General features: G+C 33.6%; 28 protein-coding genes. 18 read left to right on the top strand and 10 right to left on the bottom strand.

Features of this window, described 5'->3' with window-relative positions:
* Positions 1–58: 58 nt before the first annotated feature.
* The 4 genes from leuD to leuB all read left to right on the top strand — a co-directional run bounded on the left by leuD (position 59) and on the right by leuB (position 4,092).
* Positions 59–655, top strand: coding sequence for a 3-isopropylmalate dehydratase small subunit (gene leuD / locus AC5ZCW_RS06285; RefSeq protein ID WP_012023386.1), 597 nt, complete (start codon positions 59–61; stop codon positions 653–655).
* An 85-nt stretch (positions 656–740) separates the two neighbouring features.
* Positions 741–1,313, top strand: a complete 573-nt coding sequence (locus AC5ZCW_RS06280; RefSeq protein ID WP_496118548.1) for an O-methyltransferase — start codon at positions 741–743, stop codon at positions 1,311–1,313.
* Between the two features lie 42 nt (positions 1,314–1,355).
* Positions 1,356–2,876: a hydroxymethylglutaryl-CoA lyase-like TIM-barrel protein gene (locus AC5ZCW_RS06275; protein WP_496118546.1), complete on the top strand. Its 1,521-nt coding sequence runs from the start codon at positions 1,356–1,358 to the stop codon at positions 2,874–2,876.
* Between the two features lie 160 nt (positions 2,877–3,036).
* Complete coding sequence (gene leuB, locus AC5ZCW_RS06270) at positions 3,037–4,092, top strand: 3-isopropylmalate dehydrogenase (protein WP_496118544.1); 1,056 nt, start codon at positions 3,037–3,039, stop codon at positions 4,090–4,092.
* 111 nt (positions 4,093–4,203) lie between these two features.
* Here the strand turns inward: leuB and rbp are convergent, their stop codons facing one another.
* Together rbp and AC5ZCW_RS06260 are read right to left on the bottom strand one after the other, a co-directional pair.
* A complete protein-coding gene (gene rbp / locus AC5ZCW_RS06265; RefSeq protein WP_177211265.1) occupies positions 4,204–4,551 on the bottom strand; it encodes an RNA-binding regulator in 348 nt (115 codons plus the stop codon).
* 113 nt (positions 4,552–4,664) lie between these two features.
* The gene (locus AC5ZCW_RS06260; RefSeq protein ID WP_343540431.1) at positions 4,665–5,162 is read right to left on the bottom strand and encodes a DUF6252 domain-containing protein; all 498 of its coding nucleotides are present in this window, start codon (positions 5,160–5,162) and stop codon (positions 4,665–4,667) included.
* A 190-nt stretch (positions 5,163–5,352) separates the two neighbouring features.
* On the opposite strand from AC5ZCW_RS06260, the gene AC5ZCW_RS06255 reads away from it, so the two are divergent.
* The 3 genes from AC5ZCW_RS06255 to AC5ZCW_RS06245 all read left to right on the top strand — a co-directional run bounded on the left by AC5ZCW_RS06255 (position 5,353) and on the right by AC5ZCW_RS06245 (position 7,243).
* Positions 5,353–5,916 carry a 30S ribosomal protein S16 gene (locus tag AC5ZCW_RS06255; RefSeq protein ID WP_281634557.1) on the top strand — a complete coding sequence of 188 codons (564 nt, stop codon included), beginning with the start codon at positions 5,353–5,355 and terminating at the stop codon, positions 5,914–5,916.
* A 16-nt stretch (positions 5,917–5,932) separates the two neighbouring features.
* Positions 5,933–6,457 (top strand): ribosome maturation factor RimM, encoded by a 525-nt coding sequence (gene rimM, locus AC5ZCW_RS06250; protein WP_281634556.1) that lies wholly within the window; start codon positions 5,933–5,935, stop codon positions 6,455–6,457.
* 78 nt (positions 6,458–6,535) lie between these two features.
* Positions 6,536–7,243 carry a tRNA1(Val) (adenine(37)-N6)-methyltransferase gene (locus tag AC5ZCW_RS06245; protein ID WP_496118541.1) on the top strand — a complete coding sequence of 236 codons (708 nt, stop codon included), beginning with the start codon at positions 6,536–6,538 and terminating at the stop codon, positions 7,241–7,243.
* Positions 7,244–7,261: 18 nt separating this feature from the next.
* Here AC5ZCW_RS06245 and AC5ZCW_RS06240 read toward each other — a convergent pair whose 3' ends face one another.
* The 7 genes from AC5ZCW_RS06240 to AC5ZCW_RS06210 all read right to left on the bottom strand — a co-directional run bounded on the left by AC5ZCW_RS06240 (position 7,262) and on the right by AC5ZCW_RS06210 (position 15,780).
* Entirely contained in the window at positions 7,262–7,645 is a 384-nt protein-coding gene (locus AC5ZCW_RS06240) for a hypothetical protein (RefSeq protein WP_496118539.1), read from the bottom strand.
* Between the two features lie 40 nt (positions 7,646–7,685).
* Positions 7,686–9,329, bottom strand: coding sequence for a S41 family peptidase (locus AC5ZCW_RS06235; protein WP_496118537.1), 1,644 nt, complete (start codon positions 9,327–9,329; stop codon positions 7,686–7,688).
* Between the two features lie 38 nt (positions 9,330–9,367).
* Complete coding sequence (locus AC5ZCW_RS06230; RefSeq protein WP_343540438.1) at positions 9,368–10,663, bottom strand: HlyD family secretion protein; 1,296 nt, start codon at positions 10,661–10,663, stop codon at positions 9,368–9,370.
* A 2-nt stretch (positions 10,664–10,665) separates the two neighbouring features.
* Entirely contained in the window at positions 10,666–12,858 is a 2,193-nt protein-coding gene (locus tag AC5ZCW_RS06225; protein ID WP_496118534.1) for a peptidase domain-containing ABC transporter, read from the bottom strand.
* A 140-nt stretch (positions 12,859–12,998) separates the two neighbouring features.
* The gene (locus AC5ZCW_RS06220; RefSeq protein WP_343540441.1) at positions 12,999–13,163 is read right to left on the bottom strand and encodes a hypothetical protein; all 165 of its coding nucleotides are present in this window, start codon (positions 13,161–13,163) and stop codon (positions 12,999–13,001) included.
* A gap of 814 nt (positions 13,164–13,977) precedes the next feature.
* The gene (locus AC5ZCW_RS06215) at positions 13,978–14,160 is read right to left on the bottom strand and encodes a hypothetical protein (protein ID WP_281634549.1); all 183 of its coding nucleotides are present in this window, start codon (positions 14,158–14,160) and stop codon (positions 13,978–13,980) included.
* A 63-nt stretch (positions 14,161–14,223) separates the two neighbouring features.
* Positions 14,224–15,780 (bottom strand): vitamin K epoxide reductase family protein, encoded by a 1,557-nt coding sequence (locus AC5ZCW_RS06210; RefSeq protein ID WP_343540442.1) that lies wholly within the window; start codon positions 15,778–15,780, stop codon positions 14,224–14,226.
* A gap of 577 nt (positions 15,781–16,357) precedes the next feature.
* On the opposite strand from AC5ZCW_RS06210, the gene AC5ZCW_RS06205 reads away from it, so the two are divergent.
* Genes AC5ZCW_RS06205 through AC5ZCW_RS06185 form a run of 5 tightly spaced genes read left to right on the top strand, consistent with a single transcriptional unit; the run spans position 16,358 to position 17,309 of the window.
* A complete protein-coding gene (locus AC5ZCW_RS06205; RefSeq protein ID WP_343540443.1) occupies positions 16,358–16,507 on the top strand; it encodes a hypothetical protein in 150 nt (49 codons plus the stop codon).
* Positions 16,508–16,565: 58 nt separating this feature from the next.
* A complete protein-coding gene (locus AC5ZCW_RS06200; RefSeq protein WP_343540444.1) occupies positions 16,566–16,715 on the top strand; it encodes a hypothetical protein in 150 nt (49 codons plus the stop codon).
* Positions 16,716–16,762: 47 nt separating this feature from the next.
* A complete protein-coding gene (locus tag AC5ZCW_RS06195) occupies positions 16,763–16,912 on the top strand; it encodes a hypothetical protein (RefSeq protein ID WP_496118531.1) in 150 nt (49 codons plus the stop codon).
* Between the two features lie 47 nt (positions 16,913–16,959).
* Positions 16,960–17,109, top strand: coding sequence for a hypothetical protein (locus AC5ZCW_RS06190; protein WP_343540446.1), 150 nt, complete (start codon positions 16,960–16,962; stop codon positions 17,107–17,109).
* A gap of 50 nt (positions 17,110–17,159) precedes the next feature.
* Complete coding sequence (locus AC5ZCW_RS06185) at positions 17,160–17,309, top strand: hypothetical protein (RefSeq protein ID WP_177211279.1); 150 nt, start codon at positions 17,160–17,162, stop codon at positions 17,307–17,309.
* 10 nt (positions 17,310–17,319) lie between these two features.
* On the opposite strand, the gene AC5ZCW_RS06180 is transcribed toward AC5ZCW_RS06185, so the two are convergent.
* On the bottom strand, positions 17,320–18,981 hold the full coding sequence (locus AC5ZCW_RS06180) for a helix-turn-helix domain-containing protein (RefSeq protein WP_496118528.1): 1,662 nt from the start codon (positions 18,979–18,981) through the stop codon (positions 17,320–17,322).
* Between the two features lie 286 nt (positions 18,982–19,267).
* Between AC5ZCW_RS06180 and AC5ZCW_RS06175 the strand changes: the two genes are divergently transcribed.
* The 6 genes from AC5ZCW_RS06175 (at position 19,268) to AC5ZCW_RS06150 (ending at position 24,154) form a co-directional block, all read left to right on the top strand.
* Positions 19,268–20,446 (top strand): acyl-CoA dehydrogenase family protein, encoded by a 1,179-nt coding sequence (locus tag AC5ZCW_RS06175; RefSeq protein ID WP_496118526.1) that lies wholly within the window; start codon positions 19,268–19,270, stop codon positions 20,444–20,446.
* 91 nt (positions 20,447–20,537) lie between these two features.
* Entirely contained in the window at positions 20,538–21,320 is a 783-nt protein-coding gene (locus AC5ZCW_RS06170; RefSeq protein WP_343540452.1) for a DUF3050 domain-containing protein, read from the top strand.
* Positions 21,321–21,431: 111 nt separating this feature from the next.
* Positions 21,432–22,205, top strand: a complete 774-nt coding sequence (locus tag AC5ZCW_RS06165; protein ID WP_496118524.1) for an AraC family transcriptional regulator — start codon at positions 21,432–21,434, stop codon at positions 22,203–22,205.
* A gap of 67 nt (positions 22,206–22,272) precedes the next feature.
* Positions 22,273–22,701 carry a hypothetical protein gene (locus AC5ZCW_RS06160; protein ID WP_496118522.1) on the top strand — a complete coding sequence of 143 codons (429 nt, stop codon included), beginning with the start codon at positions 22,273–22,275 and terminating at the stop codon, positions 22,699–22,701.
* Positions 22,702–22,756: 55 nt separating this feature from the next.
* Positions 22,757–23,314, top strand: coding sequence for a cysteine hydrolase family protein (locus AC5ZCW_RS06155; RefSeq protein WP_496118520.1), 558 nt, complete (start codon positions 22,757–22,759; stop codon positions 23,312–23,314).
* A gap of 15 nt (positions 23,315–23,329) precedes the next feature.
* Positions 23,330–24,154: a DUF6597 domain-containing transcriptional factor gene (locus AC5ZCW_RS06150; protein WP_496118518.1), complete on the top strand. Its 825-nt coding sequence runs from the start codon at positions 23,330–23,332 to the stop codon at positions 24,152–24,154.
* Positions 24,155–24,216 lie beyond the last annotated feature (62 nt).

Below are 24,216 nucleotides of genomic sequence, written 5' to 3'. Positions count from 1 at the left end.
TAATACACTGTAGGAAAAGCCTAAAACTTACAGCCTACAGCCTAAAGCAACAAAAAAAATGGCATACGATAAATTTAATATACTTACCAGCAGTGCAGTGCCACTGCCAATTGAGAACGTAGATACAGATCAAATCATCCCAGCTCGTTTCTTAAAAGCTACAAAACGTGAAGGTTTTGGAGACAACCTTTTTAGAGACTGGAGATATAATGGAGACGATACTCCAAAAGCTGATTTCGTTTTAAATAACCCAACTTACAGCGGAAAAATCTTAGTTGGAGGAAAAAACTTCGGTTCTGGATCTTCTAGAGAGCATGCCGCTTGGGCAGTTTACGATTACGGATTCCGTGCTGTAGTTTCTAGTTTCTTTGCTGACATCTTCAAAGGAAACTGTTTAAATATTGGTGTTTTGCCAGTACAAATCAGCCCTGAGTTTTTGGCAAACATTTTCGAAGCCATCGAAGCTGATCCAAATACAGAATTAGAAATCAACCTTCCAAACCAAACAATTACTTTATTGTCAACTGGTGAGCAAGAATCATTTGCTATTAACGGTTACAAAAAAAATAACATGATTAATGGTTTTGACGATATTGATTATTTACAAAACATGAAGGAAGATATTAAGGCTTTCGCCGATAAACTTCCGTACTAAAAAATCAGGTTCAGTCCTTTGAGACCCGACAGGTTTTTGAAACCTGTCGGGTCTTTATAAGTTAAATAAAACACTTCCACAAAAAATGATCGATACCAACATTGAATTGCCAAAATCGTATTCAGAGATCAAAACCGACTCGGAAAAAATTTCGTTTTCAATGCCTTCTGATCTGCAAACAGGGAGTTTTCTTAGGACATTGGTTGCTACAAAAAAAGATGGCCACTTTTTAGAATTAGGAACTGGAACAGGATTGTCACTTGCATGGATGATTGAAGGAATGAGTAAAAACTCAACATTAATTACAATTGACAACTCATCAGAATATCAAAGAATTGCAAAAAAACATATTCAGAATCCAAACGTTTCATTCGTTTGTGAAGATGCCGAAAATTGGATTTTAAATTACGACAATTCAAAGTTCGATTTGATTTTTGCCGACGCATGGCCAGGAAAATATGTGGTTTTAGATGAAACTCTAAACTTATTGAAATCTGGCGGAATTTATTTAATTGATGATATGCTTCCTCAACCAAACTGGCCGCTAAATCATGATAAAAATGTCGAAAGACTTATTCAGGATTTAGAAAACAGAACAGACATTCAGTTGACAAAAATGTGCTGGTCAACTGGTCTAATTCTGATAACAAAAAAATAAAATAGTAAGCATTGTCTTATTGCAAAAGCTAACAATATAATAATGGAAAAAAGAAAAATTGAAATAATGGATACGACGCTTCGTGATGGTGAACAAACCTCAGGAGTATCTTTTTCTGCTGCAGAAAAACTAACCATTGCGCAATTATTGTTGGAGGAATTAAATATTGATAGAATCGAAATTGCTTCTGCCCGCGTAAGCGAAGGAGAATTTCAGGCCGTAAAAGGTATTACTTCATGGGCTGAAGAACGTGGTTACATTGACAGAATTGAAGTTCTGACATTTGTTGACGGAGGCGTTTCAATTGACTGGATGAAAAAAGCTGGCGCTAAAGTTCAAAATTTATTGACCAAAGGTTCAATGAATCACTTAACGCATCAATTGAAAAAGACTCCTGAACAACATTTTTCTGAAATAGCTCAAATCATTGCTTTAGCAAAAGAAAATAATATTGAAACCAATGTTTATCTGGAAGACTGGAGCAACGGAATGCGAAATTCTCCAGATTATGTATTTCAATTTTTGGATTTCTTAGCAACTCAGCCAATCAAAAGAGTTTTACTTCCTGACACTTTAGGCGTTTTAATTCCGTCTCTGACTTTTGAATTTATTTCGAAAATCAGAGCAAAATATCCAAACATTCATTTTGACTTCCATGCGCACAATGATTACGATTTAAGCGTTGCCAATGTTATGGAAGCGATAAAAGCCGGAATCAATGGACTGCACGTAACGGTAAACGGAATGGGAGAACGCGCAGGAAATGCACCTCTTGAAAGCACGGTTGCCGTAATCAACGATTATTTACCGCAAGTAAATATCAATGTAAAAGAAACCTCATTGTATTCCGTAAGCAAACTCGTGGAAACTTTTACTGGATATAGAATTCCTGCCAACAAACCAATTGTAGGCGATAACGTTTTTACACAAACAGCTGGAATTCATGCCGATGGAGACAACAAAAACAATCTTTATTTCAATGATCTTCTTCCAGAACGTTTTGGAAGAAAAAGAAAATATGCTCTCGGAAAAACTTCTGGAAAAGCCAATATTGAAAAAAATCTTCAGGAATTAGGTTTAAAACTAAACAACGAAGATTTGAAATTGGTTACCCAAAGAATTATCGAACTAGGCGACAAAAAAGAAACCGTAACTAAGGAAGATCTTCCATACATTATTTCTGATGTTTTGGACAGTCATACTTACGAAGAAAAAATCACAATAAATTCTTATATGCTGGTTCATTCAAAAGGGATGCGCCCATCTACGACTTTATCTTTAAATTTAAACGGAGAAATAATCGAAGAAAACGCACAAGGAGACGGTCAGTTTGATGCTTTTATGAATGCTTTATCGAAGATTTACAAAAGCAAAAAACTAACGCTTCCAAAATTAATCGATTATGCCGTGAGAATCCCACCGGGAAGTAGTTCTGATGCGTTGTGCGAAACCATTATTACATGGACAAATAACGGAAAAGAATTCAAAACCCGCGGATTAGATTCAGATCAAACTGTTGCAGCGATTATTGCAACGCAAAAAATGCTTAACATAATTACTTAAGGGGCTAAGCCACTAAGGTTCTGAGGCTCTAAGATTTTTCTTTGACCTTAGAACCTTAGCGACTCAGAACCTTAGAACCTTTAAAAAAAACTAAGCCACTAAGAAGAAAAACTTAAAAGCTTAGCAACTCAGAACCTTAGAACCTTTTAAAAAATATAGAATGAAATTAAACATAGCCCTATTAGCCGGCGACGGAATCGGACCAGAAGTAATAAATGAAGCAGTAAAAGTATCTGATGCTGTTGCAAAAAAGTTCGGACACGAAATTACATGGAAACCCGCTTTAACTGGAGCTGCTGCAATTGATGCAGTAGGTGAACCTTATCCAGATGCAACACACGAAGTTTGTAAAAATGCTGATGCTGTTCTTTTTGGAGCAATTGGTCACCCAAAATACGATAATGATCCTTCTGCACCAGTACGTCCAGAGCAAGGTTTATTAAAAATGCGTAAAGCTTTAGGTTTGTTCGCAAACGTAAGACCAACTTTTACTTTCCCATCTTTATTAGATAAATCGCCACTAAAAAGAGAAAGAATCGAAGGAACTGACTTAGTTTTCTTAAGAGAATTAACAGGCGGAATTTACTTTGGCGAAAAAGGAAGAAAAGATAACGGAGATACAGCATACGATAACTGCGTTTACACAAGAGCTGAAGTACAGCGTTTAGCTAAAAAAGGTTTTGAATTAGCTATGACACGTTCTAAAAAATTATGTTGCGTGGATAAAGCAAACGTTTTGGAAACTTCACGTTTGTGGAGAGAAACGGTTCAGGCAATGGAAAAAGACTATCCAGAGGTTGAAGTTAGCTACGAATTTGTTGACGCTGTAGCAATGCGTTTAGTTCAATGGCCAAATTCTTATGACGTATTAATTACTGAAAACTTATTTGGAGACATCTTAACAGACGAAGCTTCTGTAATTTCAGGTTCAATGGGATTAATGCCTTCTGCATCTATGGGAGCTGAAGTATCTTTATTTGAACCTATTCACGGATCTTATCCACAAGCTACCGGATTGAACATTGCTAACCCAATGGCTACTATTTTATCTGCTGCCATGATGTTCGAAAATTTCGGATTGATGGAAGAAGGAAAAGCGATGAGAGATGCTGTAAATAAAGCTTTAGAAGCTGGAGTAGTTACAGAAGATTTAGCTAATGGAGGCAAAGCATACGGCACTAAAGAAGTTGGTGACTGGTTAGCTACGAATGTATAACAGTTTATTTTGTTTCAGGTTGTTGGAACGTGAAACTTGAAACAAATAAAACCTGAAACAAAAAAAGGGATCAACTTTCGTTGATCCCTTTTATATTTTAGAAAAAAAATATTAATATCCTCCTCTGTTTCCGCGGTCGTTTCCACCACGGTTGTTTCCGTAACCACCGCGGTCATTTCCACCACGATTGTTATTAAAACTTCTTCTTTCGCCTTCTGGTTTTGGCTCAGATTTGTTCACAACGATTGTACGTCCTGCAACAACAGCACCGTTCAATTCGTCGATAGCTTTTTGAGCCTCATTATCATTTGGCATTTCAACAAAACCAAAGCCTTTACTTCTTCCAGTAAATTTATCAGTAATAATTTTAACAGAGTCAACTGTTCCATAAGCCTCAAAAGACTCTCTTAAATCTGCTTCCTCAATACTGAATGGAAGGCTTCCAACAAAAATATTCATAGATATTTATTTATAATAATAAGCAAATGTAATCTTATTTCTATCTAATCCACTATGTTATGAGTTTATTTAAGTTTTTATTTTGATTTAACCAGAAATACTTCGATCAGAACTTAATTATTCGCAGCAACAATGCTATGTTCTGGTGTTACAGGAATTTTATAGAAAACACCTTCTGAAAAATGAATTGTTTGTTTTTCAGCATCAGCATCAGCATTAACCGCCGTAAATTTAAACGTGCCCGAAATGGTATTATCGATTGCATTATATTCTGTAATGATAATTTCTCCATTTCCTTTGCCAGTTCCAGTACTAAATTCTGCTTCTTGTCCTTTATATGTTTTCTTATAAACAACTTTCGTATCATCATCTACACCTAAAAAATACGTTTTCTTAGCTGGTTCAGGAATCTGAAATCTTATCTGATCGGAATCTAAAGAACCTTCAATAGTAAAAAACCCATCGGTCTCTATACCAGCTTGAAAAACTTGTGCTCTCCAAAAAACATTATCTTTTAAGGCTTGAAAAGCTTTATTATTAGACGTCACATCCTCTGATGTGCAGGATACAACTAGTAGTAAAAGTGATAAAAAACAAAAGTATTTTTTCATATTTAAAATGAATTTGCTGCAAAAGTATCGTATTAAGAGCTAAACCCTAAAATTTAAAAAGTCAAAAAAATGCTAAAAAAACGACTCCAGTATATTTATTGCCTTTTAAAACGTGTTTTTCATAAAAAAATTATATCTTTGCGCCCTTAATTAACAGAGGTCGAGTACCTCAAAATTTAATCACTAGATTATGTCAGTAAAAATTAGATTACAAAGACACGGTAAAAAAGGAAAACCTTTTTACTGGGTAGTAGCTGCAGATGCACGCTCAAAAAGAGATGGTAGATACTTAGAGAAAATCGGTACTTACAATCCAAACACTAACCCAGCAACTGTTGAGTTAAACCTTGACAGCGCAGTTAAATGGTTACACAACGGTGCTCAACCAACTGATACTGCAAGAGCTATCCTTTCTTACAAAGGTGCTTTATTGAAACACCACCTAGATGGAGGAGTTCGTAAAGGTGCTTTAACACAAGAGCAAGCAGATGCTAAATTAACTGCTTGGTTAGAATCAAAAGCTGGAAAAGTTGATGCTAAAAAAGATGGTTTATCTAAAGCAAAAGCTGATGCTAAAGCAAAAGCTTTAAAAGCTGAGCAAGAAATCAACGCTAAACGTGTTGCTGATGCTGCTGCTGCACAAGCTGAAGCTGCTGCCGCTGAACAAGCTGCTGAGGCTACTGAAGAAGTTGCTGAAGTTGAAGCTGAAGAAGCTCCTGCTGCTGAAGAGAATAACGAAACAACTGAAGCATAATTTTTACTTGGCGATAATGCGTAAAGAAGATTGTTTTTATTTAGGTAAAATCGCTAAAAAATTTAGTTTCAAAGGTGAAGTCTTAGTCTATTTAGACACAGATGAACCTGAGTTATACGAAAATCTGGAATCAGTGTTTGTTGAACACAACAAACACTTGGTTCCTTTTTTTATTGAAAAAAGCTCTTTACATAAAAACGACTTTTTAAGAGTTAGTTTTGAAGATGTTAATACCGAAGAAGATGCAGACGCTTTAATCGGAAACGGTGTTTTCCTTCCTTTATCTATGTTGCCAAAACTTACTGGCAACAAATTCTACTATCATGAAGTTATTGGTTTCGAAATTGAAGACAAACGTCTTGGTATTTTTGGCAAAATAACTTCGATAAATGATTCTACTGCTCAGCCACTTTTCGAAGTTTTAAATGGCGAAGTTGAAATGCTAATTCCAATGATTGACCATTTCTTGGTTAAAATTGATCGCGAAAACAAAAAAGTAATCATGGATCTTCCTGAAGGTCTTGTGGAGATGTATCTTTAATTTAGTGTTCAGTCTCAGTTTTAAGTGTTCAGTTTCTTATCTGAATTCAAAATCTTAAATAATAAATTAGAATTTACTATGTTTCAGTTTAAGCAATTTTCTGTTAAACAAGACAAAACCGCTATGAAAGTAGGCACAGATGGTGTTTTACTTGGCGCTTGGGCTCCTATTCATCATAATCCGTTTAGTATTTTAGATGTTGGCGCTGGAACTGGAATTATTGCCTTAATGCTCGCTCAACGAACTCATGCTGAACAAATTGATGCGCTTGAAATTGATGAAGACGCTTACGAACAAGCGGTAGAAAATTTTGAAAGTTCCCCTTGGGCCGATCGCTTATTCTGCTTTCATGCTGGTTTAGATGAATTTATTGAAGAACCGGAAGATGAATATGATTTAATTGTTTCGAATCCGCCTTTTTATGCTGAAGACTATAAAACTGAAAACGAACAACGCGATTTAGCTCGTTTTCAAGACGCAATGCCATTTGAAGAATTGGTTGAAGCTGCCGATTTATTACTTTCAGAAAACGGAATATTTGCTTTAATTATTCCCTTTAAAGAAGAAGAAAAATTTATTGCCCTAGCAAAAGAATCAGAACTTTATCCAATAAAAATCACTAGAGTTAAAGGAACTCCAAAATCGGAAATTAAGCGTAGTTTATTAGCTTTTAGCCGTAATGAAGTTCCTGAAATTGAAATCGACGAACTTATTATCGAAATCGACAGACACGTTTATACTCCTGAATATATTGAATTGACTAAAGATTTTTATTTAAAGATGTAAAAAACATCTTTAAATAAATTATTCTTTTTGCAGACACACTCCTCTTTGAAAATCTATTCCATTCGGGTTTTCTTCATTAAAATATACTATATTATAAGTAACGCATTCATCGTCTGTATAAATTATTTCTGCTACACTTTTATCCCCAATTTTAACATTCTCAGCTCCAAAATTTTTAATACAAACCCTTTCAAGTTTGCAATCACTAAGCCATTTGACACTCCAAACGGTTTGCAATTTACTATCAAAATAACACTCTTCAATAGAATCTTTTCGAATAGCGTATTCATCTGGAAAAGCTGGAGCCGCAAACTTTCCATTCTTAAATCTAATGCAATCTAATTTTTGAGAATAAGCAGCAGTTCCCAATAATATTAAACAAAAAACGATGATTTTTTTCATGATATTTTTTTACTGTTATTTTTTTACTGTTATTTTTTAATTATTTACCATTTTTAGCAAAAAGAATTGCTCTTTCAAGAACTTCGTCCTTACCTTGCTGAATACCTAAAATTGTTGGTTTAACTTCGATATCTGGAACAATACCAATTCTTTGTGTTTCTTTTCCGTTTGGATAAAAAATTCCAAAACCTGTAAATATGGTTGAATAACCTTTTATAATTTCAAATCTGCATGTTCCACCATCTGCACCCGAAGTCTGACTACCAATGATTGTGGCATTTGGAGCTGCTTGCAGACACATTACTAAATGCTCCCCATGGCTTTGCGTTTTTTCATTTTGCAAAATAATCACTTTGCCTTTATAATAATCAGCATTTGTTTTTCCCGTTTTTTGATCTTCTCTCCAAACATATCTCCCCGGATATGTCAAGTCTGCATCTATAAATTTTGCAAATGCTTTTTCTCCTGGATATAAATATTGTGCTATGTCTTCTTCAATATTTGGTTCTTGGGGGTATTTTCTGGCGTCAAAAACAATTGCTCTTGTATTTTCAAATTGCTTCATTACACTAGGAAGTTCTTCTGCTTTTATTCTCTCAACATCAACATACCCAATACTATCATCCAATAATTTCCATTTCTCTGCATTTTTAGCATTTGTGATTCTTAGTTTTGAATAGGTGTAACGTTTAACTTTTTTAACAGAAGTAGTGTTGTCACGAATAAATTCGATTTCGATTGATTCTGTTTTTCCATTGAAAACAGCCCAATAAATATTTTTTAAAATTGCAGGCAAATTAGAGCCCTCTGCATACTTCAAATTTTCCTTGATTAAATCTCCTACTGCTTTTCCATCAACTTTTGTAACCACATCTCCTATTCTAAAATCATCAATTTTAGCTAGTGAATCATTTTTTAAAGCAACAACAACCGCTATATTATCTATAAAAGCTACATCAGCAGTAATAAATTTATCTCCAAAATAATCATACATCTGCCTCATTTGAGTCGAAGCGTGCGTATCGTTTAGTTTTATTGAAATTTCACGCATCGCTAATGCAAAATCCATTTCAGATTCTGGATTACTGAATCGAGGCATCATTTCTATTAAAACAGAATCCCAACTTTGGTCCATTTTATATTTATACGGAAAAAAGTATTCCATTTGATTCCAATAACGAAAGAGAGCCAAAAGACGCAGATTCTTATCCGTCCATTTAAATTCCTTGTACTTAACCTCGTTTATTACTTCTATATAGGGATTAGAAGTGTAATAGAATTGTTGATTCTTATTCCTGTTTTCTTCAATAAACTTTAATTTTTTTGAAAGTGATTTCGAGAACAGCTCCTTATTATTAAACCACGACAAGTCGAAGTTTTTGTCAAAATATTCTTTTTTTACATCGGGTTTTAGAATTTCTTGTTTTTTAATTTCTCCCAAAGAAACAATCCAATTTTCTAGAACTGAAGAAAATGCTTCAGAGGTCTGAGCTTCCTCGATTTTTGGCAAAATTTGAAATAGCTGTTCATCCCAATTTTTACTTCCATCGGTAACATTTGGATGATAATATTTTAGAAACCCCCAAACTTTGCAGGTTGCGGCTAACTTTTGAGTTTCTGTAATTGGTTTTGAAAAGGAGTATTGAAATAAGAGTAAAAATGTAATGAGTACTGTTTTTTTCATTGATAACTTGGGGTGGTTTAGGTTAGTTAAAATTGGTATTAAACTTGTTCAAAAATGTTCTTAAATTGATACAAAATTCTTTCGATTAAACGCAGATCTTCGGTTACAATTTCTGCGCTTCCTTTCATTTCCTGCTGAAAGGCAATCTGTTTATTGTAGGATGTTTTCAGTCCATCTGGAAGAGCCACGTCTATAAGCAGGTTTCCATCTTTATCGGGAACCAGTGAAATGTTTCTGATTTCGCCTTTTAAAACCCCAAACTCTCTGTCAGGGAAATTGGCCAGACGGATATTGACGCGCTGCCCCACTTTAATTTTTCCTGAATTTAAAGCCGGCGCTTTTACTTTTCCTATAAAACTGTTTTTAGCATCCGGAATTATTGAAAACACATTATCTCCAACATTGATAGTCTGATTTTCATTCCAGACCTGCAGAAAAGTCACCTTACCGCTGATGGAAGATTTTAGCGCATAAGCCAGCTCCCAGTCCCTTATCACTTTTTTCAATTGATAGAAAGATTGTGACACGCTGCGTCCGAGATTAACTTCTTCTTTGGTGCTGTTTATCTGCAGATTCTGGCTCGATTTTGTATTGTCAATAAGAGAAGATTTCAGCTGAGAAATTGATGACAGCAGGCTTCTGTAATTCTTCTGCGCTTGAAGAAAACCTAATTTTTTCGCTTCCATTTCCTGAGCAGATATAATTCCTTTATTGAATAAAGTTTCAAATCGGGCCACTTCATTTTTCTGGAGATCCAGCTCCCTTTCATTTATCACTTTCTGCTGCTGCAGAATTTCTATCCTTTCGCTTATCTGGATTTTCTCAGACTGCTGCGCTCTGCTTTCCACCTGAAAAGGATGCAGGTCTTTATTTAGTTCCTGAGCCTGATAATCCTTCTGGAATGCCGCAAATGCGCTTTCTATTTCGCCTAACTGTGTGTTTTTTAACAGTCCAAAAGGAAATTCTTTCTTTGAGCCGTTTATATCATAACCGTCAACAATCTTTTTCAGCAGGAAAACATCTTTATAATTGGCTGTATTTTCAATAATGGCCAAAGTGCTGTTTTTTTCAACCAGCATTTTATTCGTGACTAGAATTGCTTCAATGCGCCCAGAAGATTTTGACACTATTTTTTCCGGCGGGATATTGGTTGTAATGACGATTTCGGTTTTCACGACATCCGGATATTTGACAAACCAGGAAACAAAAAACAGCATGATAATAATGGCAAATATTAAAACAGTTCCCCATCGTATCATCCAATGTGGCACTCTGGTCAGGATATCCTGAACCTCTTCGCTTCTTAATTCAAATGTATCGTTGTTTTCTGCCATAATTAATTCCCTAACTGCAGCTGATTTCTAACCAGCTCAAAATAACTGCCTCTTTGTCCAACCAGCTCAGCATGATTTCCGATTTCAATAATTCTGCCTTTATCCAAAACCACAATCTGATCCGCATTCATTACAGTACTTAATCGGTGCGCAATTACAATCACGGTTTTGTCCTTAAAGAAGATATCAAGCTTCTGCATAATTTCTTTTTCATTGTTGGCATCCAAAGCTGACGTTGCCTCATCAAAAAACAGAATTTCAGGGTTTTTATACACTGCCCTAGCAATCAGCATCCTCTGTTTCTGTCCGGTGCTCATTCCTACCCCTTCTGCGCCGATTTTGGTATTATAGCCCAATGGTAATTCGCTTATATACTGTTTGATATTTGCCACATCTGTAGCATAAACCAGTCGCTCCTTATCAATTTTATCTACTCCAAAGGCAATATTATTGGCTATGGTGTCGCTAAAAATAAATCCTTCCTGCATTACAGCCCCAATGCTTGATCTCCAGGCATGCTGCGATATGTTTTTAAGTTGTGAATTTCCAATTAGAATCTCTCCTTTTTCGGGTTCATAGAATTTAAGAAGCAGCTTCATCAGCGTTGTTTTTCCGCTTCCGCTGGTTCCGACAATTGCCGTTACCTTATTGGCTGGAATTTTTAAAGTTAAACTATCTAGAACAGGAATATCTGAGCCTAGATATCTGTAGGAGACATTTTTTAATTCGATATCTGAATCAAAAGGGACATCATGAGACTGATGCTCTTCCTGCTGCGTTTCATCTTCTTTTTCGTGAATCTCAGACAACCTTGCCAATGAAATTTTAGCATCCTGAAGCTCTCTCACAAATTGGATAAGCTGCGCGATTGGGCCGTTTAAGCTGCCTACAATCGAACTAATTGCTAGCATCATCCCCAGCGTGATGGAACCGTCGATAACTAGTTTTGCAGATAAAAAAGTAATGAAGATATTCTTTAATTCATTTATTACCGACGACCCGATGGTTTGCGATTGTTCTAAAACCAGTCCTTTTATCGAAACCCTAAAGAGCCTCGCTTGGACATATTCCCAACCCCATCGCTTCTGTTTTTCGGCATTATGAAGCTTAATTTCTTGCATTCCGTTAATAAGCTCCATAACTTTCCCCTGCTCATTGGAAACTTCCGCAAAACGTTTGTAGTCTAAAACCTCCCTCCGTTTTAAAAACATGCTTATCCAGCCAAAATAAAGAAGACTTCCAGCAAAAAACACCAAGAATATCTTTACATTGAAATAAGCCAGAACTCCTCCCAGCACAAACATGTTGATAATAGAAAAAAGCACATTTAAAGACGATGTGGTCAGTATTTTTTCAATTCTGTGATGGTCATTTATACGCTGCATGATGTCACCTGTCATTCGCACATCAAAAAAAGAAATCGGAAGATTCATTAGCTTGATAAAGAAATCTGAAATCAGTGAAATATTAATACGCGTGGAGAGATGAAGCAGTATCCAGCTTCTTATGAGCTCTAGACCTGTTCTTCCAGCAAAGAGAAACAGTTGGGCAAAGAGAATTAGATAAATAAAATGGATATTCTGGTTCTGGATTCCGACATCGACAATGCTCTGGGTCAAAAAAGGAAATATCAGCTGCAGCAAACTCCCGGCTAGCAACCCAATGCTTAGTTGAAAAAGATACGATTTGTATCGGATCACGTATTGGGACAAGATTCCAAAACCTAATCCTTTACGATCTTCTTTATCAAAATCAGATTGAAAAAATTTAGGTGTTGCTTCGATCAGCAGCGCAATTCCCTCCTTCGTCTCATTGCCGGCATTGCTGCCAATCCACAATTTTAAAAAATCTTCCTTATTGTATTCAATCAGCCCAAATGCAGGATCAGAAACATAGTAAGTCCCTTTTTTAATTCTATAAAGCACAACGTAATGGTTTTTATTCCAATGCAGAATGCACGGCAGAGGAGCTTCTTCCAGCCTTTCCAAGCTCAGTTTCACCCCCAAAGTCCGAAAACCGATTTTCTCGGCGGCATCACTCAGAAACAGGAGATTGCTTCCCTCGCGGGTCGTCTCGCTAAAGTCTCTAAGATCCTGAATATGGATTGTCTTACCGTAATGTTTGGCTATAATTTTTAGACATGTGGGGCCACAGTCTTTAAAATCTGCCTGCTTATAATGAGGGAATTTTTTCAATCTTATATTTAGGTTAATTTTGGCAATATTATACAAAAATTCTTAAAAAAATATTTATACAGAACTATTTTTATCAAAAAAAGCTTTGTTTTAACAACAAAGCTTTTTTTGATATTTTTATATCCTAGTTACTATAACAATTAATTGCTTTTACAATATCCCTCACCTACATCTGGAATCACGCAGTGAAAACCACTTTTACATGGAGGGTGTTCACCACCACAAGCAATTCCGCCTTTAATAGATCTTTGTTGTTCTCTAGTTAGCTCTTGAGCTCCTTCTAATTTTAAAATTTTCTTTAACATGCTTTTTTTGTTTTTTAGTTTGTTTGCACTCCAATCATTTTAAGACATTTGAAGTTTCTGTCTGTCTCTATAGATAAACTATCAGCTCTTGTAAACAAGGAGAAATAAATTCACTTCTCTAATACTTTAAATACGATAAATATTCGTAATTTAATTTCCTCTAGGAATATGGCACTTGATTAGCCCTAACCAAATAAAACTAATCAGGTGGCCAATTATCCTGAGAATCCCGACACCAATCATCAATGTTGGGATAATTTGCTCAATGTTCCACGATCGAGCGCCTACGAATTAAAAAAAACATGACTAAATTTTAAAAAGGCTTTATTTTACATTATTATAATTAGTTAATAATTTTTGACTTAACAACAAAGACGGCTTGTGTCACATATGCCCGATGACGTATTTAAAGGGCATGTTTCGCCTAGCGGTATTAAAAAACATCCAGCCTCTAAAGCATAAACCCAACATTCTGGAATTCCTCCTTTCATGGTTTTCTGTTCATTTTTATTTATGTAATGAGCACCTTCTAGGTTTAAAATCTTCTTTAGCATAATTAATTCCTTTTGATATAGCAATAGTTTTTTAAAATTGCTATATACCATTATAAATTAGCAAGTAGCGTATTTCTCAACAGCATTATCATGGCAATTGAGTTCTTGTAGATACTCACTTCCCAAAATGTTTTTCTGTTCCTTTTTTGTCAGCTTTCTTGTTTCTTTACTTTTTAAAATCTTTTCTAACATAACTGGCTATTTACATTTTTTGGTTTAAGCCTCAAATCTTAAATAACTTGATGCTCAAAAAATCTTCTTTAACAGCTTCCAACATAACTATTTGGTATGCAGTTCCAGTAAGCTGGCACTGTTCCAAATTCCGTACATCTTTTAGCTTTAAATCCATCTTCACAAATAGGAGCATGATCTCCATTTATTGTTTTCAGCTCATTCGCAGTCAATTCTACTGCACTTTTCAACTTCAAAATGTTCTTTAACATAACTGCAGGTTTTTTTAATCGGGGGTTATTCTCTTCTATTTCAACAGTTGAAGCTTCTGTATATTATGCTATTTTCTCTAAAACTTGAACTTCATCTACATAATCATTTAAGAAATATTTCAACTCATTCAATTCATATTCATTTGGAAATAGCCTTTCGTTTACAATTTTAATAGGTGTGTAATTAAAATTGTTCATAGAGCACCAATCATATTGTTTCTGAATTTCCTGATTTATCATCATACTTACAGAATCAACATTCCATTTTTTAAGCCACTTCTTGTGCAACATTCTTTTGATGTACCAATCTGAAATCGCTTCTACCGTTTTTCCAGGTGTTGTTCTATTAATAGTTAAAAGTCTTTCAACAACTGCTTTATAAGGATTGTCGTTGTTTTCTGGATTAATATTAAAAAGAACATTCAAATATATTTTATCTGGAAACTTCAGCACCAAATCAAAAGCTTCTTGAAAAGTTTTGTAACAATGTCCACAGCTTGGACTAAGAATTACAGAAAGTCTTACTCCCGCATTTTTATTACCAAATGTCAAGCCTCTTAAATCTTCAAATCCTTTTGTGTATTTTACTTTTTTAGACAAGAAATTCAATAGAGCGTAATTTCTTTTAAATTTCTTAAGTTCTTTAAGAGAGTTCTCATTATCAAGCATTTTTCTAATCATTACTTTAACTGTCGCCCAAATTGGCATTAAAAGCAATAAAGAGAATACATACGGAAAAACTTCATTAAAACTAAAACTCAATGTAAAAAGATCTGATGAAAACCAAATAATGCTTTGAGCCAATATTAAAAATGATATTGCTAAACACATTACACACCATTTTTGAATTTCAAATTTTTGAATCCAAATCGAACAAACTATTATTGGAATAGCCAACAAACTTAAAAGTCCAACAAAAATCGCAGAGCTTAAAGGCTGAACTAATATTGCGATGATGCTTGCACTAAAAAAAAGTAATGGCAAATCTGAGAAACTTAACCATCTGTTTGCAATATCATCGTTGAAACTTATTACTGAGTGACAAGAAGAATTAGAACTTAAATTACAGAATTTTGAAATTACGGTGTTTTTAACTCCCCATTTTTCTTGAACAATAAATATGCTTACAATTAAACCAAGAACTGATGTTACCAAGAATGATGCACTAAACCAGTTAAAACCATTATAATAAAAAGACAACCCTGCTACAAGTACAAAAGGCAAAAAATATTTGAGCCAATTATATTCGAATTTTAAATTGTCTCTTGCCACTACATTGTTAGGTTCAATGGCAACAATTACACCGTTCCAGTCTAAAAGAAATTTATCATAAGATAATTTTTGGCTTCCTTTTTTTGTGGTTGTGATTCTAACTCCACTTTTAATCTTTTCAACCAATATCAATTCATCTTTAAAATACGCCAAAAAGTTTGAAGGCAAATCTTCAATCTGCTCTTTCGAAACTCTTACAGCTGCATTCTCTACCGAAAGCAAATCAAACGAGTCTGTAATGGCAAACAAACTCGGATAATTTGGATGAGACAAAAACAGGTCCTTGAACTCATTTTTGATGTCTGAGTATCGATTGATTTGTAGAAATTTTTGGACCAGTTTTAACATCGTTTTTGATTGTTTTTAAATCATAATTACACTGCAAAGATTGGGGTTTTTATTGATAAAAATCACATAAACACATACATTTTATTAATTATACCACATACAATTTATAAATTATACCAAGTATAGTACGACGCGTAAATAATTTATTATCAAATAGTTACGTTGTTGTTTTTTTAACAAAAAGCTCAGAAAGCCCATTTTCGATTAACGGTTTTGCTTTTTATCTAGTTTTGGATAAGTAATAATCTAAACATCGAAAAACATGAAAATAAGGGCAAAAAAATCATACGAATTTCAAGAAAGAAAAACGTAATGAGGAGCTCTAAAAAAACAATTTTAATCGTAAAAAAGAGCCTCAAATCGGAAGTGAAAAACTCTCCAAAAAGCAAAAAGCAGCATCTTAATTTAGAAGTTTTATCTCACAAACAAAACCCAAGTTTTTACTGCTTCTGATCTATAATACTCAAAAAAACTTTTAACATAAACCAAATTTTTTCAGCGCTTTTTGCCGCATTTGGCAAAGTTGCGAAAAAACAAATATGAAAGATTAATAGTACATAATATAAAATTTCAAAACATGAAAAGTAAAACATTCACATTAGCAGATTTCGAAGTAGAAAAAATAGACAAGAAAACTCAAAGAATTATTAGAGGAGGTGAAAACGAATCAATTGACCCGCCTGTTGTAAGCTATCCTATAAAAACCAATGGTGGAGGAAACGGCTGATAGACATCTTAAAAATAGCGAAAATTCCAAAAAAAAAGTAATCCAAAAAAAAAAAGATATGAAAAATAAAATATTGACATTCAAAGATTTCGAGACAGAAAAAATAGACAAGAAAACTCAAAGAATTATTAGAGGAGGTGATGACGAACCTATTGATCCGCCTGTTGTAAGTTATCCTATAAAAACCAATGGCGGAGGAAACGGCTAATTCTTAATACATAATATTATAGCATAAAAAACTAAAAAATTCAAGACATGAAAACTAAAATACTGACATTCAAAGATTTTGAACTAGAAAAAATAGACAAAAAAACTCAAAGAATTATTAGAGGAGGTGAAAGCGAATCCATTGACCCGCCTGTTGTAAGTTATCCTATAAAAACTAATGGCGGAGGAAACGGCTGATTTGCATTTACAGATTTCAATTATAAAAAATAACTAAAAATTAAGACATGAAAACTAAAATATTGACATTCAAAGATTTCGAATTAGAAAAAATAGATACAAAAACGCAACGAATTATTCGAGGAGGCGGTAGCGACACTGTTGACCCGCCTGTTGTAAGTTATCCTATAAAAACCAATGGTGGAGGAAACGGCTGATTAGCATTTACAGATTTCAATTATAAAAAACAACTAAAAAAATTTAAACCATGAAAACTAAAATATTGACATTCAAAGATTTTGAACTAGAAAAAATAGACAAAAAAACTCAAAGAATTATTAGAGGAGGTGAAAACGAATCTATTGACCCGCCTGTTGTAAGCTATCCAATAAAAACTAATGGTGGAGGAAATGGTTAATAATTCAAGCTTAAATATTGTTCGCAAATTGAGCTGGAGACACTCCAGTTCTTTTGCGAAACGATTTTGCAAATGAAACGGCATTTTTAAAACCAACGCTTTCTGCAATTGCCTGAGTCGAATATTTACGATACAAATGATTTGTAATCATCTGATTAATAACATAATTAATCTTTAACTCATTTGAATATTCTCCAAAAGATTTTCCGAATCTTTTGTTGACAACATAAGATAAATAAGTTGTATTGGTTTTAATTTTTTTAGCAACATACGAAAGCGTAAAATCTGCATTTAGATATTCCAATTTCTCTTCTAGCGCCAATAATTTTTCTACAATTTTATTTTCTTTAGCCTCATCAATACTAAGATTTGCATTTTCTTTTTTAAGCTGTGTATCTTCTAGTTCTAGAGACTCTTCCAAAACTATGTTTTTCTCTAATGCTGCTTTTTCGATTTCTGCTTTTTCAGATTCTTTTTTCTCAAGATTAGCTTTAAACTCTTCAATTAGAGCGTTCATTTTTTTCTGAGCTCTATTCTTATCTCTAATATTTTTAATCAAGAAAAATACAATCCCAACAACCAAAATAACATAGAAGACTTTTAGGGCTTTATTCCATAAAACTTCATATTTATACTTCTCTTGAATGCTCAACATCTCATCACTCAGATTTGCAGTGCCCAATTTATAATTAACTTCTAAAGCTTCTTCCCGCAGTTGCCCCTCATATTTTTCATAAGAATCTAAATAAATTTTAGAATGCTTAAAAGCCAATTCAGGCTCGTTTAGAATATTATAAATTTTGGCCTGGACATAATTGGATTGAAAATAGCTCACATCTATTTTCTTCTCCTTAAGATAAAGCGAATCAACTTTTTTCAGGAATATCAGGGCTTTATCGTATTTCTTTTGAGCATAATAAAGATCTCCCAAATTATAATTTGCAGTCTTATAATAGTCCTCGTCATTATTTTGTTTCGCATACATTGCAATATCAAAATAAGACCTTTCGGCATTTTTAAAATCTTTTTTCAGCAAATAGATATTTCCTAGACTTAAAGTAGCCGTCATTTTGTTATCCATATAGTTTTGAGAATAGGTTATCGCCCTTTTGTAAAAGTACTCGGCCGAATCAAGTAAAAAGGCTTTACTTCGATTCTTCATATAATAACCTTCGTAGACATTCCCTAAATTGGTATAAATGTTACTTCTACTATTCTGAAATTGGTCTTTATCATAAAGATTTTCGTTCTTATCTAAAAAATCACTGTTTTGTCTAAGATTTTTAACGGCAAGTTCATAATTACCCACAGCTTCATTAACCAAGGCGATGTTACTTTTAAATTTTACAATCTGAATAACATCATTAGTTTTGATAGAGAGTTTAATTCCTTCCTGATAATTAGTAAGAGCATTACTAAAGTTTCTCCTTTTCCACTCTATCAATCCTTTATAATTATATAGGTAAGCTCTAAGATTTATTTTTTGAACAGATTCTGGCAGTTTATTATAATAAGCTAATGCCTTGGTAAACCATTCATCACTTTTAGCTCTATTATTTTTTAATTGATAAAGATATGATCCTGCACCATAGGCAAATGCTATGTGTTCATTGTTGTTGGATTTCTTTAATTCTTCTGCATATTCAAGACCCTGGTCGAAGTTACCATTCATGCTGAAACGAATTTTATCCTGTAATTCTAAGTACCTTTGTTCCGTGAACTCCTCTTTGATTTGAGCAGTCCCACTAGAAAATATCAATAGTAAAAAAAATAAAGAGATGATCAGCCTCATTAAGTTAGTTTTTGGTATTCAAAAATAGTCTATAAATTATCAATAAACTACAATTAATTTGCCAAATTCCTATTAATTTTATTTTTACCGTAAAAAAATACAACAATTTAACCTGTATTTGTTATATTTTTATTACGTAAATTTGCTTTGCTAAAAATTAAAAAACATGAAACCAGACCTATTTCAATCTCCAGATTATTTTAACCTAGACGATTTATTATCAGACGAACATAAATTGGTTCGCGAATCTGCTCGTGCTTGGGTTAAAAAAGAAGTTTCTCCTATCATTGAAGAATATGCCCAAAAAGCAGAATTTCCTAAACAAATTATTAAAGGTCTTGGTGAAATTGGCGGTTTCGGACCTTATATTCCTGTAGAATATGGCGGTGCGGGATTAGACCAAATTTCTTATGGTTTAATTATGCAGGAAATAGAAAGAGGCGATTCTGGTGTAAGATCTACCTCATCTGTACAATCTTCTTTGGTAATGTATCCGATTTGGAAATATGGAAACGAAGAACAAAGAATGAAATACCTTCCAAAACTTGCTACGGGAGAGTATATAGGCTGTTTTGGTTTAACCGAACCAGATCATGGGTCTGATCCTGGAAGTATGATTACCAATTTTAAAGATATGGGCGATCATTATCTTTTAAATGGTGCTAAAATGTGGATTTCGAATGCCCCATTTGCTGATATTGCTATTGTTTGGGCGAAAAACGAAAAAGGGCGAATTCATGGTTTAATTGTTGAGCGTGGTATGAAAGGATTTACAACTCCAGAGACGCATAACAAATGGTCGCTTCGTGCATCTGCAACTGGAGAATTAATTTTCGATAATGTAAAAGTTCCAAAAGAAAACCTTTTGCCAAATAAATCTGGACTTGGTGCTCCTCTCGGATGTTTAGATTCTGCTCGTTATGGAATTGCGTGGGGAGCAATTGGTGCTGCAATGGATTGTTATGATACCGCTTTAAGATATTCAAAAGAAAGAATTCAGTTTGGAAAACCAATTGGAGGAACACAGTTACAACAGAAAAAACTGGCAGAAATGATTACCGAAATCACAAAAGCCCAATTATTAACTTGGCGTTTAGGAGTTTTAAGAAATGAAGGTAGAGCAACTACTGCACAGATTTCTATGGCAAAACGTAATAATGTAAATATGGCCATTACTATTGCACGCGAGGCCAGACAAATGCTTGGAGGTATGGGAATCACGGGCGAATACTCAATTATGCGTCATATGATGAATCTTGAAAGTGTTATTACTTATGAAGGAACTCACGATATACATTTATTGATAACAGGAATGGATGTAACCGGAATTCCAGCATTTAAATAATTGATAATTATTAAAATATATACAAAATCAATCTAAAAAGCTTCTTCTTCACGGAGAAGCTTTTTATCTTTGCACCAAAATTTTTTCAAAAATGAATATCGAAACGATAAACAAAAGCATACAACCACAAAAAGACCAACTATTAAATCATTCTTTATACAATAAGATTCAAAATATAGACGACCTGCACAGTTTTCTTGAAACTCACGTTTTTGCTGTTTGGGATTTTATGTCATTATTAAAAGCTTTACAAGCCAAACTTACCTGTACAACAACTCCTTGGTTTGCTACAAAAAATCCAGAAACTAGATATTTAATTAATGAAATTGTTCTTGCAGAAGAAACAGATTTAAGTATTGACGGAAAAAGACAAAGTCACTACGAAATGTATCTTGAAGCTATGGAAGCCTGCGGTGCAGATACAACAGGAGTTTTAAACTTCTTATCAGAGGTAAATTCTCTTCATAATATATTTGTTGCTATCAAGCAAAGTAATTTACATCCAAATGTAAAAGCCTTTTTAGATTTTACTTTTAGAGTTATTGAAGAAGGAAAACCACACGAAATTGCCGCTGCATTTACTTTTGGAAGAGAAGATTTGATTCCGAGTATGTTTACCGAAATCCTAAAGAACTTTCAAAAAAATCTACCAGAGAGCGATTTAGCAAAACTGTTATATTACTTTGAAAGACATATCGAACTAGATGCCGACGAACACGGACCAATGGCAATGACAATGATTACTGAATTATGTGAAGAAGATGCTCAAAAATGGAAAGAAGTTGAAGAGGTTTCAATTCTTGCCTTAGAAAAACGTATCGGACTTTGGAATGCTATTGAAGAAGAAATTGTAATGAAAACTGAAATGGTTTAAAAATAAAATAAGTTCTTAAAAAAATTCCAATAGCTTAATGTCGAAACAATTAAGCTATTGGAATTTTGTTTTTCATACCTTTGACGCTCAACCTGTTGAAAATACTTTCAAATGAAAATTATCGATTTCATTCCAACAGAACAGTTAAGGCCTTTTATTAAGACGTACAGAATTATCGAAAGCAAAGACGAATTGATAAATAGGGTTTTGCCCAACATTTCTCTAACAATTGCTTTTCGTTGCAAGGGTACTGTCAGTTATATTAAAGAAAATCAATTCGACAAATTGCCAATTTCTACAATTTCGGGTATTCGCAGATCGGTTCGTTTAATTAATTACGAAAAAGAAACCACAACTCTTGTCGTTCAGTTTAAAGAAGCTGGTGCTAAAGCTTTTTTTAAAGAACCACTTCATGAATTATTTGAAGAAAGTGTTTCGCTTGACAACTTTATTCCGCCACAAAAAATTGCTATTGTCGAAGAACTTTTAGCCGAAGCAAAAACCAATAATCAAAGGATAGCTGTTATCGAACAGTTTCTTCTGTCAAGACTGCACAATTACAAACCCGACGATTTAATCTCTGCTGCCATTACCATCATACAATCTAAAAAAGGTATTGTTAAAATAAAAGAACTTGCCGACTCACTCTATATCAGTCAAGACGCATTTGAAAAAAGATTCCGAAAAACAATTGGTTCTTCTCCAAAACAATTCTGTTATGTGGTTCGCATAAAATCTATTATTGATCTTAAACAACAAAATCAAAATCTCACAGATTTAGCTTTTGACGCAGGTTATTTTGACCAACCACATTTTAATAAAGACTTCAAATTGTTCACCGGACAAACACCAACTGAGTTTTTCAGATTTCCTTCTTTTTGGTAAATCAATGATTTTTTACAATGATTTGATTTTCACAATTCTGAATTTTACATCAATAAAAACAGGAATTATGAAAACAAATCTTTTAATCGGAATTGCCTTTTTGACATTGCTAGCTTATAAAACAAATGCTCAATCAACAACTATCAATTCAGAAATTAAACCTAAAAAATCAGAAACCATGCAGCAAATTTTTATTGATAAATTTATCGTTCCCGAGAAATCAAAGCAAGAATTTTTAGAACGAGTACGAATCAACCGAAACTTCATAAAACATTTAAACGGATTTGTAAATGACAATGCTTACGAACGTACCGATGAAAATGGCAATTTAATTTACATCACAATTGCAGTTTGGGAAAATGAAACCGTCTTGAAAAGAGCAAAAGAAGCGGTACAAGCTCATTATAAAAAAGAAGGGTTCAATATTTCTGAAATGTTCGAAAGACTTCACATTACTATGGATAGAAACATCTACAAGGAATCAGAAAAACTATAATCGAAAAATATGTCTAATTTTGTACGAAGTTAATTCTTGATGATTTAAACTTAAAATGAAAAACGACATTATGCATTTAACATCTGAAGAATTACTGGTAATTATAGATCCTCAAAAAGACTTTACTGATCCAGAAGGTGTGTATGCAAAAAAACACCCCATCAAGCAGATAATAAAAGTCAAAAACAAAATTAACAGTCTAATAAAACAAATTGACACTAGGAGATTTGTGATTATTTTTTCTAATTATCAAAAAGACCAATTTGGCAGTGGAATTTCAATGTGTATTGAAGGAACAAAAGGCCATGAAATTGATCTCGACTTTGATGATTCTTCAATCTTAATTTCAAAAACACAGCACAGCAGTTTTTCGTCTCAGGAATTTAAAAACTTCTTAAAACAAAATAAAATCCGCCGACTTGTTTTATGTGGTTTTCTGGCAGAGTACTGCATAAAACAAACAGCGCTGGACGGACTGAAAAGCGGTTATGAAATAGTTCTTCTAAAAGAATTAATACAAACTGGCGACGATGTACAGCATAGAATAGAAGAAGTCTTATTAGATTTACAAAACCAAGGCGCCACAATAAATGACAATTTCATTTATGAATAAAAATGAACTGAAATCATGCAAGTTTCTCCACCAAAAGAATTATCACCTTATATCAAACATTATCTATTTTTAGATAATGCAGAAACTGCAATTCAAAAATTTCGTTTGTTTTCTGATGGCAATACTGGAATTGTATTTTCTGTAAAAAGCAAACTTATTTCTGGAATTAACAAACAGCAAATAAAAGATTATTTGCCTGTTTCGTTTTTATACGGACAACTTAATGGCTTTAAAGATCTTTATTCTGAGAATGAAATAACTCTAATCATTGTCGTATTTCAACCCAACGGAATGCATCAATTATTAGGAATTCCTGCCAGTGAATTTCACGATTCTATTATTCCAGTAGAAGATGTGTTTGACCAAAAGATTATTGAGCTACAGGAACAACTATCAGAAGAAAACAACCAGACTCGTATTGAGCTGTTAAATCAATTTTTCAAATCAGCAATTGCTTCAAAACCTTCTTCAAATCAGTTAATAGTAAATCACTCTTTAAATTTTATAATTGACAAGAAAGGTCTTTTTTCTATAAAACAATTGGTAGAATACACGGGTTATACTGAAAGACACCTCGAAAGAAAATTCAAAGAATGCATTGGGCTTAATCCTAAGAAATTTGGCAACGTTGTACGACTGCATTATTTTTTGAAACTATTGAAAAACAAACCCGACGATATCAATCTAACTGGAATTTGTTACGACGCTGGATTTTCAGATCAATCTCATTTAATAAAAGAGTTTAAAAAACATACCGGAATTACTCCAACAGAATATGTTTATAACACCGGAAAATTAGCCAATAATCTTATCAAAAGATTTCCTGCTTCAACATTCTAAAATGTCGGTTTTGTACAATTCATGACGTATTGATAAAGTTATTTTTGATCCATTAATTAATA

The sequence above is a fragment of the Flavobacterium sp. PLA-DH12 genome, assembly GCF_059511845.1.
The sequence above is the reverse complement of the archived record's forward strand: the minus strand, read 5'-3'. Positions and strand labels throughout refer to the sequence as shown.

Coding starts and splice junctions, on each gene's coding strand:
- AC5ZCW_RS06240 (WP_496118539.1), bottom strand. CDS start 7,645: ATGAAAAAAATCATCGTTTTTTGTTTAATATTATTGGGAACTGCTGCT.
- AC5ZCW_RS06175 (WP_496118526.1), top strand. CDS start 19,268: ATGAAACCAGACCTATTTCAATCTCCAGATTATTTTAACCTAGACGAT.
- AC5ZCW_RS06280 (WP_496118548.1), top strand. CDS start 741: ATGATCGATACCAACATTGAATTGCCAAAATCGTATTCAGAGATCAAA.
- AC5ZCW_RS06255 (WP_281634557.1), top strand. CDS start 5,353: ATGTCAGTAAAAATTAGATTACAAAGACACGGTAAAAAAGGAAAACCT.
- AC5ZCW_RS06185 (WP_177211279.1), top strand. CDS start 17,160: ATGAAAACTAAAATATTGACATTCAAAGATTTTGAACTAGAAAAAATA.
- rimM (WP_281634556.1), top strand. CDS start 5,933: ATGCGTAAAGAAGATTGTTTTTATTTAGGTAAAATCGCTAAAAAATTT.
- AC5ZCW_RS06235 (WP_496118537.1), bottom strand. CDS start 9,329: ATGAAAAAAACAGTACTCATTACATTTTTACTCTTATTTCAATACTCC.
- AC5ZCW_RS06165 (WP_496118524.1), top strand. CDS start 21,432: ATGAAAATTATCGATTTCATTCCAACAGAACAGTTAAGGCCTTTTATT.
- leuB (WP_496118544.1), top strand. CDS start 3,037: ATGAAATTAAACATAGCCCTATTAGCCGGCGACGGAATCGGACCAGAA.
- AC5ZCW_RS06190 (WP_343540446.1), top strand. CDS start 16,960: ATGAAAACTAAAATATTGACATTCAAAGATTTCGAATTAGAAAAAATA.
- AC5ZCW_RS06210 (WP_343540442.1), bottom strand. CDS start 15,780: ATGTTAAAACTGGTCCAAAAATTTCTACAAATCAATCGATACTCAGAC.
- AC5ZCW_RS06200 (WP_343540444.1), top strand. CDS start 16,566: ATGAAAAATAAAATATTGACATTCAAAGATTTCGAGACAGAAAAAATA.
- AC5ZCW_RS06260 (WP_343540431.1), bottom strand. CDS start 5,162: ATGAAAAAATACTTTTGTTTTTTATCACTTTTACTACTAGTTGTATCC.
- AC5ZCW_RS06220 (WP_343540441.1), bottom strand. CDS start 13,163: ATGTTAAAGAAAATTTTAAAATTAGAAGGAGCTCAAGAGCTAACTAGA.
- rbp (WP_177211265.1), bottom strand. CDS start 4,551: ATGAATATTTTTGTTGGAAGCCTTCCATTCAGTATTGAGGAAGCAGAT.
- AC5ZCW_RS06195 (WP_496118531.1), top strand. CDS start 16,763: ATGAAAACTAAAATACTGACATTCAAAGATTTTGAACTAGAAAAAATA.
- AC5ZCW_RS06155 (WP_496118520.1), top strand. CDS start 22,757: ATGAAAAACGACATTATGCATTTAACATCTGAAGAATTACTGGTAATT.
- AC5ZCW_RS06160 (WP_496118522.1), top strand. CDS start 22,273: ATGAAAACAAATCTTTTAATCGGAATTGCCTTTTTGACATTGCTAGCT.
- leuD (WP_012023386.1), top strand. CDS start 59: ATGGCATACGATAAATTTAATATACTTACCAGCAGTGCAGTGCCACTG.
- AC5ZCW_RS06170 (WP_343540452.1), top strand. CDS start 20,538: ATGAATATCGAAACGATAAACAAAAGCATACAACCACAAAAAGACCAA.
- AC5ZCW_RS06205 (WP_343540443.1), top strand. CDS start 16,358: ATGAAAAGTAAAACATTCACATTAGCAGATTTCGAAGTAGAAAAAATA.
- AC5ZCW_RS06150 (WP_496118518.1), top strand. CDS start 23,330: ATGCAAGTTTCTCCACCAAAAGAATTATCACCTTATATCAAACATTAT.
- AC5ZCW_RS06230 (WP_343540438.1), bottom strand. CDS start 10,663: ATGGCAGAAAACAACGATACATTTGAATTAAGAAGCGAAGAGGTTCAG.
- AC5ZCW_RS06245 (WP_496118541.1), top strand. CDS start 6,536: ATGTTTCAGTTTAAGCAATTTTCTGTTAAACAAGACAAAACCGCTATG.
- AC5ZCW_RS06215 (WP_281634549.1), bottom strand. CDS start 14,160: ATGTTAAAGAACATTTTGAAGTTGAAAAGTGCAGTAGAATTGACTGCG.
- AC5ZCW_RS06180 (WP_496118528.1), bottom strand. CDS start 18,981: ATGAATGGTAACTTCGACCAGGGTCTTGAATATGCAGAAGAATTAAAG.
- AC5ZCW_RS06275 (WP_496118546.1), top strand. CDS start 1,356: ATGGAAAAAAGAAAAATTGAAATAATGGATACGACGCTTCGTGATGGT.